Source organism: Streptomyces sp. NRRL S-378, assembly GCF_000720645.1.
Lineage (GTDB): Bacteria > Actinomycetota > Actinomycetes > Streptomycetales > Streptomycetaceae > Streptomyces.
In genome coordinates, this window is sequence record NZ_JOBX01000012.1 from 92017 (window position 1) to 107936 (window position 15920).

A 15920-nucleotide genomic window follows, 5' to 3' on the forward strand; every position below is an offset into this window, starting at 1 on the left:
CCGAGGGGCCGGCCGGAGCGCGGGTCACTGACGGCGGGGCGGCTGCTCAGCCCGCGGCCAGGAGCGTGAGGGTGTCGATCACGCGGTTCGAGAAGCCCCACTCGTTGTCGTACCAGGCGACGACCTTGACGTGGCGGCCCTCGACGCGGGTGAGCTCCGAGTCGAAGATCGACGAGGCGGGGTTGCCGGTGATGTCGGAGGACACCAGCGGGTCGTCCGAGTACTCCAGCACGCCGGCCAGCGGGCCCTCGGCCGCGGCGCGGTACGCCTCCAGGATCTCCTCGCGCGTCACCTCGCGGGAGACGGTCGTGTTGAGCTCCACGATGGAGCCCACCGGGACCGGTACGCGGATCGAGTCGCCCTGCAGCTTGCCGTCGAGCTGCGGCAGCACCAGGCCGATCGCCTTCGCGGCGCCCGTGGAGGTCGGGACGATGTTGACGCCGGCCGCGCGGGCGCGGCGGGGGTCGCGGTGCGGGCCGTCCTGCAGGTTCTGCTCCTGCGTGTAGGCGTGCACCGTGGTCATGAAGCCGTGCTCGATGCCGGCGAGCTCGTCGAGCACCGCGGCCAGCGGGGCGAGCGCGTTGGTCGTGCAGGACGCGTTCGAGACGATCGTGTGCACGGCCGGGTCGTAGGCGTCGGTGTTCACGCCGTACGCCAGCGTGACATCGGCACCGTCCGAGGGGGCGCTGACCAGGACCTTCTTCGCTCCCGCCTTCAGGTGGGCGCGGGCGGCGTCCGCCGACGTGAAGCGGCCGGTGGCCTCCAGCACGATGTCGACGCCGAGCTCGCCCCACGGCAGCTGCTCCGGCTCGCGCTCGGCCAGCACCGTGATCCGGCGGCCGTCGACCACCAGGGTGTTCCCCTCGACGGTCACCGGGCGGCCGAGCCGGCCGGAGGTGCTGTCGTACGCCAGCAGCCGCGCGAGGGCCTTCGGCTCGGTGAGGTCGTTGATGGCGACGACCTCGAGGTCACTGTCGCGTTCGAGCAGCGCGCGCAGCACGTTGCGTCCGATGCGGCCGAATCCGTTGATGGCGATGCGAGTCATGAGCGAGTCCCTTTCGTTCGCCATCAGGTTCGCCGCCCGCGCCCGCCCGTGACAGCGGCGTGATCGCCACTGTTCAAAAGGATCTCGCCAAGGCGGGGTGGCGGGATCCTCACGGCCCTATTCACCCTTCGTGAAGGTGCGCCGGTACTCGGTCGGGGTGGTCCCCAGGATCCGCTGGAAGTGCAGCCGCAGGTTCGCACCGGTGCCCAGGCCGACGTCGGCGGCGATCTGCTCGACCCCTCGCTGGGAGCGTTCGAGCAGCTCACGGGCCACGTCGACGCGGGCACGCATGACCCACTGCATCGGCGTGTACCCGGTGTCCTCCGCGAACCGACGCGAGAACGTACGGGGCGACACCCCGGCGTGCCGGGCGAGGGACTCCAGCGTCAGGGGCTCCCCGAGCCGGATCAGCGCCCACTCGCGCGTGGCGGCGAACCGCTCGCCGAGCGGCTCGGGCACGCTGCGCGGCACGTACTGCGCCTGACCGCCGCTGCGGTACGGGGCGGCGACCAGGCGGCGCGCCGCATGGTTGGAGGCGGCCACGCCGAGATCGCTGCGCAGGATGTGCAGGCACAGGTCGATGCCGGAGGCGGCGCCCGCCGAGGTCAGGACGCTGCCCTCGTCGACGAACAGGACGTTCTCGTCGACCCGGACGAGCGGGTGCTTGGCCATGAGCGCCCGGGCGTAGTGCCAGTGCGTCGTCGCGCGTTTCCCATTGAGCAGGCCCGTCGCGGCGAGCGCGAACGCGCCCGTCGAGATCGCGGCGAGCCGTGCGCCCCCCTCGTGCGCGGCGACCAGCGCGTCGATGACGGGCCGCGGAGGGTCCTCACGGTCCGGGAAGCGGTAGCCGGGGACGAAGACGATGTCGGCCCACGCGAGGGCGTCGAGGCCGTGCGTCACGTGGTACGACAGACCGTCGCCGCCGGCCACCAGCCCGGGCGCCGCGCCGCACACCCGTACCTCGTAGGGCATGCTCGCGCGGGTGGTGAAGACCTGGGCGGGGATGCCGACGTCGAGCGGCTTCGCGCCTTCGAGGACGAGGACGGCGACGCGGTGGAGACGGGAGGCTGACACGGGTCGAGCCTACGCGGGACCCGGGAGCGGGTGTTCCGCCGGGACGGCCGCCCCCGGTGCGGTATACGTCCCCTGGGGATCGCCCGATCTCCACGAAGGGAGTGGTTGCCGTGGAGCGAACGACCTGCTGCGTGGTGGGGGGCGGCCCGGCCGGAATGGTGCTGGCCCTGCTGCTGGCCCGCGCCGGGGTGGAGGTGACGGTGCTGGAGAAGCACGGCGACTTCCTGCGCGACTTCCGCGGCGACACCGTGCACCCCAGCACCTTGTCGCTGCTGGACGACATCGGCCTCGCCGAGCGCTTCGCCCGGCTGCCGCAGCGCCGCGTCACCACGGTGCAGCTGCCCATCGGACCGGACCGGTCCCTGGTCACCGTCGGGAACATCGGCGCCCTGCGCGGCACGTACAACTACATCGCCATGGTGCCCCAGTGGGACCTCCTCGACCTCCTCGCCGACGAGGCGCGCCGCGAACCCACCTTCCACCTGCGCATGGACACCGAGGCGACCGGTTTCCTCATCGAGGGCGGACGGGTGAACGGCGTGCGCTACCGCACTGCGGACGGCGCCACCGGCGAACTCCGGGCCACCCTGACCGTGGCCTGCGACGGCCGCGGCTCACTGGCCAGGGCCCTGCCAGAACTCGGCCTGGAACACTTCCCGTGCCCCATGGACGCCTGGTGGTTCCGCGTGCCGCGGCACGAGGACGACCCCAGCGGGCTCGTGGGCGGCCTCGGCGACAGGTTCTTCACCGCGCTCATCGACCGCGGCGACTACTGGCAGTGCGCCGCGCTCATCCCGAAGGGAACCGACGCCGAGCGCCGCGCCGAAGGCCTGGAGCGCTTCATGACCCGCTTCGCGGAGGCAGCGCCCTGGCTGGCCGACCGGACCCACGCCGTCACCTCCTGGGACGAGGTGAAACTGCTCGACGTACGACTGGACCGGCTGCGCCGCTGGCACCGGCCCGGTCTGCTGTGCATCGGCGACGCCGCCCACGCGATGTCCCCCGTGGGCGGCATCGGCATCAACCTCGCCGTGCAGGACGCGGTCGCCGCGGCCCGCCACCTCGTGCGCCCGCTGCGCGAGGGCAGGGTGGGACTGTACGACGTGCGCCGCGTCCAGTACCGCCGCTGGCCCACCACCGTGGCGACCCAGGGCCTCCAGCGCCTGGCCCACGCCCAGGTGTTCGAGCCCCTTCTCGCCGGCCGCACCGCGTTCGGAGACCCCCGAAGGGCCAAGCGGATGACGGAACTCATCACCGAATCACCCTGGCTGAACCGCGTCCCGGCGTACTTCATCGCCTACGGCGCCCTCCGCGAGCGTCCCCCGGCCGAGTCCCTGCACTGACCGGCGTCCCCGGCCCGGTCCCGCGGTCCCCCGGCGGTCCGCACGACGGGGTCGTGGGGACCGCCGGGGGCGGTGCGGCTACTGGGCCATCTCGTACGCGCCGGAGAGGGCCTCGACACGGGCCCATACGCGGGCCGAGCGGGCCTCGTCGACGACCGGGCGGCGGACCGCCTCCAGAGCCCAGGTCTGCTGCTCCGGCGTGCTGGAGTCCTTGCCGTGCAGTTCCACCGCGTGCTGGGAGAAGTCGCGCACGAGCACCGAGAACAGCTCGTCCAGCACGGATTCGTCCAGATCCGTCAGGCGGGCCTGCTCCAGGATCAGCTGTCCGTGCACGACCAGGGCGAACAGCTGTCCCACGGAGAGGAGGAAGTCCAGATCGCGGCCCTGCGCCTCGTCCGGTGCCATGGTCGCCGCGAACTCGGCCAGCGCATCGGCCTGTTCGCGCAATCGTGCGACGTTCGGCACGGCCGCGTAGGCGTCGTACGCCGGACGCCAGTCGTGGAACCGCACGGAGCCCAGGCCGCGGGCCGGACCCTGCCGGAACAGGAAGTCGTCGTCGGCCGCGTCGAGGCGCGTCGGAACGGGCTCGTACTCGGCCGGCGCCAGCAGGTGGTTGCGCATGAACTTGAGGATCAGCGCCAGGTTGACGTGGACCGTGCCCTCCAGCTTCGGCAGCCCGCGGATCTCGACGGCGGCCTGGGCGAAGTAGTTGTCCTTCTCGAAGCCCTTGGCGGCGATCACGTCCCACATCAGGTCGATGACCTTCTCGCCCTCCGTCGTGACCTTCATCTTGGTCATCGGGTTGAAGAGCAGGTAACGGCGGTCGTCGGGGCCGGCGGAGCGGAAGTAGTCGACGGCGCGGTCGCTGAACAGCTTCATCCCGACGAGGCGGACGTAGGCGTCGGCCAGCTCCCGGCGCACGTGCGGGAAGGCTGTGACGGGCCGGCCGTAGAGGATCCGGTTGTGCGCGTGCGTGACGGCCTCGTACATCGCGTGCTCACAGATGCCGATGGAGGCGGTGCACAGGTTGAACTTGCCGACGTTGACGGTGTTGAGCGCGGCGTCGAAGGCGGCGCGCCCGGTGTGCAGGACGTCCTCGGCGGTGACCGGGTAGTCCTCCAGGCGGAACTCGCTGACGTACTTGGAGGAGTCGACGACGTTCTTCACGAGCCGGTACGCCGGGTGCCGGCTGTCGGCGGCGAAGAAGACGTAGCCGTCGGGGCCCTCGACATCGGTGCGGCGGCCGAAGACGGAGACCAGGCCGGCGGCGTTGCCGTTGCCGATGTAGTACTTGGAGCCGCTGGCGCGGAAGCCGCCGTCGCCGGTGGGCGCCAGCAGCATGTCGGTGGAGTAGATGTCGGCGCCGTGGGTCTTCTCGGACAGGCCGAAGGCGAACACCTCGCCCTCCGACAGGAGTTGCGCGGCACGCCCGCGGGCGGCGGCGTTGTCGCTCTGCCAGACGGGGCCGAGCCCGAGGACGGTGACCTGCCAGGCGTACCAGTAGTCGAGGCCGTAGAAGCCGAAGATCTCGTTGAGGGCCGCGATCCGTGCGGTGTCCCAGCGCTTGTCCGGCTCGTCCTCACCGGCGGCGGAGGCCGGGGTCAGGAAGGTCGCGAAGAGCCCCTCCTTGGCGGAGAAGGCGAGGAAGTCGGCCAGCCAGGCACGGGTGCGGTAGTCCTCGATGATCCGCCGCTTGCCGCGGGCCTCGAACCAGTCGACGGTGGCGCGCAGCAGCCTGCGGGTCTCCGGGTCGAAGTGGGCGGGGTCGTAGGTGTGCGGGTGGAACAGCAGAGGGTCGGACACTGCGGATCACCTTCCGAGGGGTCGGAGTCGAGGTTCGCGCGGCTGCGCGGAGGGAGGAGGAGAGGATGAGGGGGACGGCCGGGTTGCGGCTCAGCCGTTCACGGGCGGCGCCGTCCGGCCGAGCCGGTGGAGGGTGGCCAGGACGTCGTCCAGCCAGGCGATCGTCATCCGCTCCTGAGCGATCCCCCCGCGCAGCACGACGTGCTGGAGTTCCCGGCCGGCGTCGAGCGGGGCCGGGGCGTCGGGTCCGGTGAAGTCGCGCAGTTCACCGGCGAGATAGCGGGCGAGGCGGTCGCGGTGCGCCTGCTGGTGCCGTTCGACCTCGCGGATCAGGGAGGCCGGATCGTCGAAGGCGGCCCCGCGGATCTTCACGGCCAGGTCGTGCCGCAGGCTCTCGGGCTCGATCGGCTCGTGCAGCCACTGCGCGAGGGCGGCCCGGCCGGGGGCCGCGGCCGAATACTCCTTCTTGTCCGGCCGGCCCTGCTGCGGGACCGTACGGACGGCGAGCATGCCGTCGCTCTCCATGCGCTTGAGCACGCGGTAGATCTGCTGGTGCGTGGCGGTCCAGAAGTAGCCGATCGACCGCTCGAACCGGCGGGCCAGCTCATAGCCGGAGCCCGGCTTCTCCAGCAGGGAGACGAGGATCGCGTGTTCGAGCGCCATGCCCCGATCCTGCTATGCAACTCGTTGCATAGACAAGCGGCGCCGCCCAGGTGAGACGCGGCTCACCCGGCGCGGCGCCCTGTGGACGGGATCAGGCGGTGGCGTCGGGGATCCAGGAACCGTGGATCATGGCCGGGACCCGGCGCGGCAGGTGGATGGTGGCGACCGGGGGGACCGTCAGGTCGGAGGAGTCCAGGACGAGCAGCTGCGAGGCGTCCGCGTTCAGGTCGCTGACCACCGTCAGCAGGTACCCGGCGTCCTCCTGTGAGGCGTCCGCGCCCTCGGCGGGTACGAACACGGCCTCGCTCGGGAGCCGGCCCGCGGCGAACGGCAGCAGCTGCCGGGCGCCGGTGGTGCGGTCGTACTTGACGAGGGTGTGGGCGGCGATCCCCAGGTCGTCCGGGAAGGCGAGGGCGTACTGGTAGCGGTGCTCGATGCCGAGGAACGCGTCGTTGATCGTGGGGAACTCCACGGTGAGGTCGTCGGTCACCTCCTCCTGGACGGATCCGGCCGCCAGGTCGACGGTCCAGCGGGTGCTGCGCGAACCGGAGTTGGGTTCGGCCCCGCGGTCCTCGGCACCGACCCACCAGTTCCACGAGCGCCGCCAGCCGTCCCGGCCCACGCTCGGGCCCTCGACGACCACGCGGCCGTACCGGTCCTCGTAGGCGTTGGCGAAGTGCATGCCGTAGCCCTGCCCGATCTCGATCCAGCGGATCTCACGGGCCCGGCCGCCGGTGCCCGCCGCGGTGCGCGGCATGACGCCGACCCGGGAGATCTGCTCGTCGTCCCAGCCGTACGGGATGCCCGAGTGCTCGGTCGGGTCGAAGGTCACGGAGCCCTCCAGGAAGACCACGTAGTGCTCGGTGAGGGCGAAATCGTGCTTGAGCGCAGCGCTCGCGCCCGGCACTTCCTGGCTCTCCAGCACTTTCCCGTCGGCGGAGGCGACGTGATGGATCAGGTACGGCGGGAAGGGGGAGGAGGCGAAGAAGTGCAGCTCGCCCGTGACCGGGTCCTCCTTCGGGTGGGCGGTCATCGCCGAGGTCAGCTTGCCCCCGAAGTCGTAGGCCCCGACGGTTTCCAGATTGGCCGTCAGTTCGAAGGGCAGGGCCGCTTCGCTCAGGGCCAGGAGCCGGCCGGCGTGTTCGATGACGTGGGTGCCGGCCGTGCTGGCGGTGAGGTCGGGGCCCTTGTCGGTCATGTAGGGGGCGCCGTCCAGGGCGGGGGTGTGGACCCAGCGGTTGCGGTACCACTCGGCGCGGCCGTCGCGGAGCCGGATGCCGTGGACCATGCCGCTGCCCTTGAACCAGTGGGTGGGGGTGATCCCCGGCTTCGGGTTGTGGCTGTTGCGGATGAGGCGGCCGGTCAGCTCGGGCGGGATGGTGCCCTCGACGGTGAGGCCGGTGGCGGTGATCTCGTCGGCGACGGGGGTGTAATGGCCGGTCAGGTAGGGCTTGGCGGTGCTGCTCATGGCGGTCTCCTCGACTCTCGGGCGACGGCGGAACGGAACGGAGGGGGAGCAGGGCGGTGCGGGGTGCCGGGCGTGGGGCGTGGGGTCGTGCGGTGCGGGCGTCAGTCCCGTCCGGCGGCGGCGCGGGCCGCGGCGTTCGCCACGGCCTGGGCTCCCGCCGCCGCCTCGGCCTCGGCGGTGGTCTGCAGAGCGGCGAGCCAGGCCTCCAGCGACTGCCGCAGCACGTGTTCCATCTCGGCCCGGCGGGCCTCGACGGGCGCACCGCTCCAGGACTCCTCCGTGCGGACCGTCACGACGCCCGGCGCCGTCTCCCGGAACGTCCAGACGTGGATGCCGTCGATGCCGTGCGCCGGGCCGCCCCAGACGATCCGCTCACCGGGAACGACCTGGTGGACGGTGGAGGTGATGTCGAGGCCGTGGGTGAGCCAGCGGAACGTGGTCCCGGGTACCAGCGGGCCGGCGTACTCCACCCGGTCCACGTCCGCGTTCCAGTCGGCCCAGGCGGCGATGTCGGTGTGCAGGTCCCAGACGGTGCCGAGCGGGGCGTGCACGGTGGTCTCGACACGGACGACGACGGGGGCTTCGGCGTCGACCGTGGTGGGGTGCGTGGTCATGGCAGGTGCTCCTTCGGTTGCGGTGAGGTGATCAGCGGGTTCGGCAGGCCGTACGGCGGACGGCGGGTGGCGGGGGAGCGGGGTCGGGGACGTGGCCGTCGGTGGGGTGGGGCGTGCGCACCGGCCGGGTTCTGCGGGCGAGCAGCGGGGTGAGGGCCGCCCCCAGGCCCAGGACGGCGGCCGAGAGGAGGAAGGCGCCGCGGTACCCCTCGGTGAGGGCCGCGGTGTGCGGCAACTCGGCGGACGCGGCGGCGGTGCGGGTGGCGGCGAGCGTGCCCAGGACGGCGAGGCCGACCGCCCCGCCGATCTGGCGGGTGGTGTTGACCAGCCCGCCGGCCAGTCCCGCGGCGGCGGGCTCCACCCCGCTGACGGCCGCCCCGGTGAGCTGTACGAAGGCCACGCCGAGGCCCGCTCCGACGAGGAGCACGGGGCCGAGCAGGTGGGTGAGGAAGGTGCCGTCCGCCGTGATCCGGGCCAGCCACAGGAACCCGGCGGCCTGCGTCACCAGGCCGGCGAGGAGCGTGCGGTGCGGCCCGATGCGGCGGGTGAGGACGGGCGCCAGGCCGGAGCCGAGCATGTTCGCCGCGGCCAGCGGGAGTTGCGCGAGTCCCGCCTCCAGCGGCCCCGCGTCGAGGACCTGTTGCTGGTAGAGGGGGAGGAAGAAGAACAGGCCGACCCAGACCGCGCCGACCAACGCCATGAGGAGGTTGGCCGGGCCCACGGCACCGCGGGTGAGGAACCCCGACGGCAGGAGCGGGGCAGCGTGGCGGCGTTCGACCAGGACGAAGAGGGCGAGCAGGACCGTCGCCGCGGCGAGGGAGCCCAGGACCAGGGGGTCGTTCCAGCCGGATCGGCCCGCGGCCGTGAGCCCGTACACGAGCGACACCAGGCCGGCGGTGACGGTGAGCGCCCCGGCCGCGTCGAGCCGCGGACGGGGCCCGTCGGCCACCTCCTTCGGATCGGCCGGTACGACGCGCACGGTCGCGGCCAGGACCAGCGCCGCGCCGATGCCGGAGACGTGGAACACCCAGGGCCAGCCGGGGCCTTCGGTGAGGATCCCGCCGAGCAGCACCCCGGCGGCGCCGCCCGCCCCGGACACCGCGCCCCAGACCCCGAGGGCCTTGGCGCGGGCCGGCCCGGGCGGGTGGAGCCGCATGACCAGGGAGAGGGCGGCGGGCGCGAGCGCGGCGGCGCCGACGCCCTGGACCGTGCGGGCGGTGACGAGCATCCAGGGCGCGCTCGCCAGCCCTGCGGCGACGGCCGCCACGGCGAAGAGCGCGAGGCCGGCCACGAGAACGCGGCGTCGCCCCAGGAGATCGGCCGCCCGGCCGCCGAGGAGCAGCAGGGCGCCGAAGGCGAGGCCGTACGCGGTGACGACCCAGGACATGCCGGCGTCGGACAGTCCGACCCCGTCGCGCACGGCGGGAAGGGCGACGTTCACGATCGAGGTGCTGAGGGTGACCGCGAACTGGGCGGCGGCCAGGGCCGCGAGGGTCGCCGTGGGGGTCTGACGGTGGGGCGGTGTGGCCAGCATGCCTTCTCCTATGTGTGGTTGACCACTCACTCGTTGCTCGAAAGAAGGGCGGACCGCGCGGGTCCGCCCGGCCGTCGCCCGTCAGTAGTGCCGGATGCCGGCCGAGAGCGTCCGGGACCAGGGCGCGTCCACCTCGTGCGCGTCCAGCGACACGAGCAGGTGACAGAGCATGCCCGTCGCGAAGAACTGCTGGACGTCCGCCTCCGCCGCGCCCGACGCGCCGCGCACGTACTCCACCATGCGGGCGTACCCCGCGCGCACGGCCTCCCGCACGGCGGCCTCGGAGACGGCCGCCGCCTGGGCGTGGGTCAGGACGAGCAGCAGGTCCTTGTCGGCGATCAGGTGGGCGTACGTGTCGCCCATGCTGTCCAGCACCGCCTGGGGGCTGCTGCCCCGCGCCTGCGCGGCGCCCTCTTCGAGGCTGGCCCGCACCCGGGAGAAGCAGCGTTCGACGACCGCGGTGAACAGCGCTTCCTTGTTCGGGAACAGCCGGTAGACATAGGCCTGGGAGATCCCGGCGGCCTTGGCGACCTCGGTCGTCGTCGTGCCGAAGTAGCCGCGTGCGGCGAAGGCCCCGATGGCCGTCCGCAGGACGGTCTCGCGGCGCTCTTCGGCGGAGGAGAGTTGGCGTCGTCGTTCCGTGGTCATGTGAGTAATAAACCACTCACACTTTCGGCTGTCAACAGGCCAACAGGCCAACAGGGGACCCAGGCCAACAGGCCAACAGGGGACACCGACCCCGCGTTCGAGCAGGTCGACATCGACGGCGGAGTCACGGCGATCGAGCGCGGCGGCCGCCTCCCGCCCGTACCGGTCGCGGTGCTGAGCAAGACCGAACCTTCGCCGCGCCGCCCGGCATGGCCGAGGACCTCCTGGCGAAGCTGGAGAAGGCCTGGCCCCCGGCCCAGCGGGCGCTGGTGGCCCTGCGGCCGCAAACCCCTCACCTGCCGGCCGCCGGCAGCGACCCCTACGTCCTGGCGATCGCGGCGGTCCGCCTGGTCGCGGGCCGGCCCGCGGCCGTGCCTCGGGCGGAACCGTCGCTGCGGGTCCCGGCAGGATCGCGGGCGGGTTCTGTCAAGTCCCGAATGGTCGCGACATGACGCCGCCCGGGTGCGGGGGGCTTACTCGGGGGACGGGCTCACCCTCATACGTGACCCCATCGGCGTCGCCGGTGAAGAGACGTCCCGTCCGGGGCCTTCTTCGCCGACTTCCGGTCCGCGGCGCCGGTTTCCGAGATTCCCCTCCGGGATGTGGAGGCGTCGACGGCCAGAAGGAGCGAGCGCATGCGAGTCACCATCGTTGTCCCGGTGCCCCGTGTCAGGGGGCGAGTGTCATGAGTCCTCCGTCTTCTTCGTCCGAGCACCCCGTCGGCCCGCCGCCCGGTCCGCTGTCGGGCAGGGGCTCGCAGCCGCAGCCCGTGCCTGCGGCCGAGGCCCCGCCGCCGATACCCCCACCGCCTCCGTCGTACCCGTCGGGGTCCTCCGTGCCTCCGGCCGACAGTGGGGGCGGGCGGCCACGGCGCCGCTGGCGTTCGCGCAGGACGGTGGTGAGCGCGAGCACGGCGGCGCTCGTGGTCTCGGCGGTGGTCGTCGGCTTCACCGTGCTGGGCGGCAACACCGCGGCCGGCGGAGAGGTCTTCCTGGAGGCCGCCGCGGCAGCCGGTCCCGATCCGTTCACCCCCTCGACGGCCACGGCGTCACAGGAGACCGGTGGCGGCGCGGCCGGGACCACCGGGACCGTGCAGGGCGGTACGGGCGGCGCGCGCACCCTCGAGGTCGACGGCGGCCACCCAGGGCTCTACGGAGGTACCCGGAACATCGCGAGCTGTGACGTGGAGAAGCAGATCAAGTTCCTCGGGGAACACACGGACAAGGGCAACGCCTTCGCCGCCACGCTGGGCGTCCGCCCCACGGGGATCCCGGCCTACCTGCGGTCGCTCACGCCGGTCCGGCTGGGCTGGGACACGCGGGTCACCAACCACGGGTACAAGAACGACGCGCCCACCGGCTACCAGGCGATCCTGCAGGCCGGTACGTCCGTACTGGTCGACGGGCGCGGTGTACCGCGGGTCCGGTGCGCCTGCGGCAACCCTCTGACGCCGCCGGTCGCGGTCCGGGGGAAGGCCCGGATCAGCGGGCAGGAGTGGTCCTCCTTCCGGTCCGCCGAGCTGGTCGCGGTCAGGCCGGCTGCGAAGCCGGTCAAGGCCGTGACGGTCTACGACCCGGGCCGCAAGGCGTGGTACGAGCGCCCGAGCGGTGCGGCGCGGGGACGGTCCGACCGCGAGGTCGAGCCGCCGCCGGGCCGGACCGCGGACTCGCCGTACCCGGCCCTGCCGCCGGCCCACGGGGGAACGGTCCGGACGGACACCGAACCGGCGACGGACCCCGGGCGCCCCGACCCGGCCCCGGGCGTCGCCCCGGGCCGGGCCCCTGCCGGGGAGCCGCGCGGCAGGCCGAGCCCGAGCCAGGACAAGTATCCCGGCCCGGAGCCGGAGAAGAGACCGGGCACGCAACCGGGGGAGGCCCCCCGCAAGGAGCCGGAGAAGGGATCGGGCACGGGCCGGGACAATCACCCCGCGAACGTGCCGGAGCAGGGTTCAGGAACGGCTCCGCGTGAGCACCCGGGCAAGGCACCCCGGCCCGTACCGCACGACCCGGAGGGGGTGCCGGAGAAGGACACGGGCCGCGGGTCGCAGGAGCCGGGCGGCACGCCCGACAAGGCCCCCGGCCGAGGGGCCGACCAGGGCAAGCACGACCCTTCCGGAGACGGTCCGGGCCAGGCCCCGGGCAAGGGCTCCGGCGACGGTACGGGCGAGGGCCGGGGCGACGGTACCGGCCGCGCCCCGGGCAGGGTCCCCGGGCGGGAGTCCGGCCAGGACCCGGGCAGGGGTTCCGGCGAAAGCCCGGGCAAGCCCCCGGGCAACGGGTCCGGCGAGGGTACCGGCCAGGTCCCGGGCAAGATCCCGGGTGCCCCGGAGGACGCCCCGGGCCAGGAGACGGACAGGGCTCCCGACCAGGGATCCGGCCACGCGCCGGGCAAGGCGCCGGGCAAGGGCTCCGGCGACGGGTCGGGCACGGCTCCGGGCGAGGCTCCTGGGCAGGGCTCGGGCACGGCTCCGGGCAAGGCTCCCGGTCAGGGCACTGGCAAGGTTCCCGACCAGGGCTCCGAGCACGGTTCCGGCAAGTCGCCGGGCAAGGGTTCCGGCGACGGCCCGGGCCAGGATCCCGGCCAGAGGCCCGGTCAGGCCCCGGGCAAGGTTCCGGGGCAGGGCTCGGGCACGGCTCCGGGCAAGGCTCCCGGTCAGGGCACTGGCAAGGTTCCCGACCAGGGATCCGGCCACGGCTCCGGCACCGCTCCGGGCAAGGGATCCGGCCACGGCCCGGGCCAGGGGCCCGGCCAGGGCCCGGGCACGGCGCCCGGCCAGGAGACCGGCAAGGCCCCCGGCCAGGGGACTGGCAAGACTCCCGGCCAGGGGTCCGGCAAGGGGTCCGGCAAGGGGTCCGGTCAGGGCCAGGGGGAGACGCCCGGTCAGGTCCGGCCCGGAGGGCAGGGGCAGGGGAGCGCTGACGGGACCGGGTCTCCTCAGGCCGGTACGGGCGGCGGGGACGCGCGCCGGCCGTCCGGCCCTCGGCCGGGGAGCGAGCGGGTCCAGGACCCCCCTGTCCAGGGGGGTTCGCAGGAGCAGTCGGGCCGGTCCGACGGTTCCCGGGGCCGGGAGGAGGAGCCGTTGCTGAGGTAGCTCGCACGAATCCACTGCCACTGCCACCCCAGAACCCCGGCCCGGACCCCAGCGCGCCACGGTCCGGGCAGGGTCGACAGGGTTCACCGCACGCACTCCGAAGGGAGGAGATATGACGCTTTGACTCTCTTGCCCATCCTTCACCCCGCTCGTCACGAATCCGTGGTGACGCTCCAGATGGTGAAGGAGCAGAAGAAGCCCAATGCTTGATGAACCAGACGAAAGGGAGGAGGTGAGCCCGATGACCGCTTCGCCGCACATGAAGCGTCTGGTCGTCGGAGTCGCATCCGCCGGGCTGCTGGCCGGTGGCTCGCTGCTGGGCCTGTCCGCTACGGCGAGCGCCGCCCCGACGGCGACGCCGTCGACGGTGCCCTCTGCGCTCACCGGCGACCGTGATCACGACCGTGACCGGGACAACCGCCAGGACCGCTGGAACCGATGGGACCGCCACGACGGCTGGAACCGCTGGGACCGCCGTGACCACGATCGGTGCACCTGGGTCAAGGGCCACTGGGCGCCCGACAAGTGGAGCAAGGGCCACTGGGAACGCACGTGGCACCCGGGCAGCTGGCACCACGGTTACCGCGACCACCACGGCAACTGGCACGACGGCTGGTGGAGCAAGGGCTACTGGAAGCAGCACTGGGTGCCCGGCCACTCGGTGAACCACTGGGTTCCCGGGCATTGGAACTGCCACGACAAGTGGTAGCGCCGACCCGGGCGCGGCGGGGGGTCCGGGGCCCGTGCCCCGCAACCCCCGCCGGTCCACCCACCACGATCAGGAACCAGGCCTCGTCCTGGACGCCGCACTCGCCACTGCACCCCGCACGCGGCCGTCAACCGTTCACCACCCCCTCCCGCCAGGGCGGCAGACCGCCCGGGAAGCCCGCCGCATGGCGGCGTGGCTGATCGCAGTCCACCCCGCGGGCTGTCCGCACGCCACCGCCCCACCTGCGTCGACACGCTGAATTGCTCCGATTGCCAAAAGTCCGGCCATCCGCACGCACGTCCGCTACGAAGAGGTCTTGGACACACCACACGGCCCCGCTCCCAGGACAAGGACTCGGACCCCCATGCGATGGACACCCCGCCCCCGGCCGGCCGCCCCAGGCCGCCCATCCCCCTTGTCGCCGCAGTCACAGCCGCACACGCGCCCGCAGCCGGAGCCCGCCCGGTGAACCAACCACTCCCGTTCGGGCCCGGTCGTACCGGCCGGGCGAGTCACGCCGGCCGCAGTGACCTCGCCGAGGTCATGGCCGAGGTCGCCCGCGGCGACAAACAGGCCTTCTCGCTCCTCTACGACGCCCTCGCACCCATGGTCTTCGGGATCGTGATCAGGGTCGTACGCGACCGGTCCCAGTCGGAGGAGGTCGCACAGGAGGTGATGATCGACCTGTGGCGGCAGGCCGCCCGCTACCGGTCCGACGCCGGCAGCGTCACCGCGTGGGCGGCGACCATCGCCCACCGGCGGGCCGTCGACCGCGTCCGCTCCGCCCAGGCGTCCGCCGACCGGGAACAGGCCCGGGCCGCCCACGAGCACCAGACGGCGTTCGACGAGGTCTCCGAGCAGGTCGAGACCCGCCTGGAGAGCGAACAAGTACGCCGCTGCATGCGCGGCCTGACCGAACTTCAGCGCCAGGCCGTGACCCTGGCCTACTACCGTGGCCTGACCTACCGTGAGGTCGCCGAAGCCCTGCGCACACCGCTGCCGACCATCAAGACACGCATGCGCGACGGGCTGATCCGGCTCCGCGACTGCATGGGGGTGACCACATGAAGCAACACCACTCCGACCTCCACACCCTTGCCGCCGCCTACGCCCTCAACGCCCTGGACCCCGCCGAGCGGCAGGCGTTCGGCGACCACCTGCCGCAGTGCCAGGCGTGCCGCGAGGAGGTGGCCGAGTTCGAGGCCACCGCCGCGCGTCTGGCGGACGCCGCGGCGCAGAACCCGCCGCCCCAGATGAAGCAGCACGTCATGGCCGCCGTCGACGGCGTACGTCAACTGCCCCCGCGCGTCCCCGACACCACGCAGCCGACCGGCGCCGGCCGCGCGCTGCGGCGTCGCGCCGTACCCCTCGCGCTGGCCGCCAGCGTGGTGGCGGCCGCGTCGTTGGCCGGACTGGCCGTCTGGCAGAACCAGCAGAGCGAGCAGTACCAGCAGCGGGCGCTCCGGGCCGAACGGCGCCTCGACGACGTCAGCGCCGTCCTGGCCGCGCCCGACGCCCGCGCGGCGCACGGCAGGGCCAGCAACGGAGCGCTCACCACCGTCGTCGCCTCGGAGCGGCAGAACAGGGCCGTCTTCACCGCCGCCGGGCTGCCCGCCCCCGCGGCGGGCATGACGTACCAGCTGTGGCTCGACCACGACGGCACCATGCGTCCGGCCGGGTTCATCCGCCAGGACGGTACGGTCCTCCTCGACGGGGACACCGCCGACGCCGGGGCCGTAGGACTCACGCTCGAACCCGCAGGAGGCTCCCGCCGTCCCACCACCGCCCCTCTGCTCCTGATGGCCCTGCCCACCTGACGACGCCCGTCCGCCTCGGCACCCCCTGCGACCCGCCGTTCCACGGTCACGACGCATCCGCACCCATCCGCCCGCCCGTCCGCTGCGAATACGGGTGAGCGACCGCACCCA

At 73.2% G+C, this 15920-nt stretch carries 14 protein-coding genes; 6 read left to right on the forward strand and 8 right to left on the reverse strand.

What is annotated here, in order from left to right; all coding sequences use genetic code 11:
- Window positions 1-46: 46 nt before the first annotated feature.
- Both gap and IH80_RS0111775 read right to left on the reverse strand, forming a co-directional pair.
- Window positions 47-1045, reverse strand: coding sequence for a type I glyceraldehyde-3-phosphate dehydrogenase (gap, locus tag IH80_RS0111770; RefSeq protein WP_030959878.1), 999 nt, complete (start codon window positions 1043-1045; stop codon window positions 47-49).
- Window positions 1046-1162: 117 nt separating this feature from the next.
- Entirely contained in the window at window positions 1163-2119 is a 957-nt protein-coding gene (locus IH80_RS0111775) for a GlxA family transcriptional regulator (RefSeq protein ID WP_030959879.1), read from the reverse strand.
- A 110-nt stretch (window positions 2120-2229) separates the two neighbouring features.
- Between IH80_RS0111775 and IH80_RS0111780 the strand changes: the two genes are divergently transcribed.
- Window positions 2230-3462: an FAD-dependent oxidoreductase gene (locus tag IH80_RS0111780; RefSeq protein WP_030959882.1), complete on the forward strand. Its 1233-nt coding sequence runs from the start codon at window positions 2230-2232 to the stop codon at window positions 3460-3462.
- A gap of 78 nt (window positions 3463-3540) precedes the next feature.
- On the opposite strand, the gene IH80_RS0111785 is transcribed toward IH80_RS0111780, so the two are convergent.
- The 6 genes from IH80_RS0111785 to IH80_RS0111810 all read right to left on the reverse strand — a co-directional run bounded on the left by IH80_RS0111785 (window position 3541) and on the right by IH80_RS0111810 (window position 10192).
- The gene (locus IH80_RS0111785; protein WP_030959884.1) at window positions 3541-5265 is read right to left on the reverse strand and encodes an acyl-CoA dehydrogenase family protein; all 1725 of its coding nucleotides are present in this window, start codon (window positions 5263-5265) and stop codon (window positions 3541-3543) included.
- A 90-nt stretch (window positions 5266-5355) separates the two neighbouring features.
- Window positions 5356-5928 carry a PadR family transcriptional regulator gene (locus IH80_RS0111790; RefSeq protein ID WP_030959885.1) on the reverse strand — a complete coding sequence of 191 codons (573 nt, stop codon included), beginning with the start codon at window positions 5926-5928 and terminating at the stop codon, window positions 5356-5358.
- Between the two features lie 91 nt (window positions 5929-6019).
- Complete coding sequence (locus IH80_RS0111795) at window positions 6020-7396, reverse strand: carotenoid oxygenase family protein (RefSeq protein WP_030959886.1); 1377 nt, start codon at window positions 7394-7396, stop codon at window positions 6020-6022.
- Between the two features lie 101 nt (window positions 7397-7497).
- Window positions 7498-8010 (reverse strand): SRPBCC family protein, encoded by a 513-nt coding sequence (locus tag IH80_RS0111800; RefSeq protein WP_063757281.1) that lies wholly within the window; start codon window positions 8008-8010, stop codon window positions 7498-7500.
- A 31-nt stretch (window positions 8011-8041) separates the two neighbouring features.
- Window positions 8042-9544, reverse strand: coding sequence for an MFS transporter (locus IH80_RS0111805; protein WP_078906455.1), 1503 nt, complete (start codon window positions 9542-9544; stop codon window positions 8042-8044).
- Between the two features lie 81 nt (window positions 9545-9625).
- The gene (locus IH80_RS0111810) at window positions 9626-10192 is read right to left on the reverse strand and encodes a TetR/AcrR family transcriptional regulator (RefSeq protein WP_030959891.1); all 567 of its coding nucleotides are present in this window, start codon (window positions 10190-10192) and stop codon (window positions 9626-9628) included.
- 209 nt (window positions 10193-10401) lie between these two features.
- Here IH80_RS0111810 and IH80_RS0111815 point away from each other — a divergent pair, with 209 nt between their 5' ends.
- From IH80_RS0111815 to IH80_RS0111835, 5 genes are all read left to right on the forward strand, one after another.
- The gene (locus IH80_RS0111815; RefSeq protein WP_030959892.1) at window positions 10402-10644 is read left to right on the forward strand and encodes a hypothetical protein; all 243 of its coding nucleotides are present in this window, start codon (window positions 10402-10404) and stop codon (window positions 10642-10644) included.
- A 446-nt stretch (window positions 10645-11090) separates the two neighbouring features.
- A complete protein-coding gene (locus IH80_RS45325; RefSeq protein WP_051809135.1) occupies window positions 11091-13283 on the forward strand; it encodes a DUF6777 domain-containing protein in 2193 nt (730 codons plus the stop codon).
- A gap of 241 nt (window positions 13284-13524) precedes the next feature.
- Complete coding sequence (locus tag IH80_RS0111825) at window positions 13525-13992, forward strand: hypothetical protein (protein WP_051809137.1); 468 nt, start codon at window positions 13525-13527, stop codon at window positions 13990-13992.
- Window positions 13993-14457: 465 nt separating this feature from the next.
- Entirely contained in the window at window positions 14458-15060 is a 603-nt protein-coding gene (gene sigK / locus IH80_RS0111830; RefSeq protein ID WP_030959896.1) for an ECF RNA polymerase sigma factor SigK, read from the forward strand.
- Complete coding sequence (locus tag IH80_RS0111835) at window positions 15057-15809, forward strand: anti-sigma factor (RefSeq protein ID WP_030959898.1); 753 nt, start codon at window positions 15057-15059, stop codon at window positions 15807-15809. The genes sigK and IH80_RS0111835 overlap by 4 nt, the downstream gene beginning before the upstream one ends.
- Window positions 15810-15920: the final 111 nt, after the last annotated feature.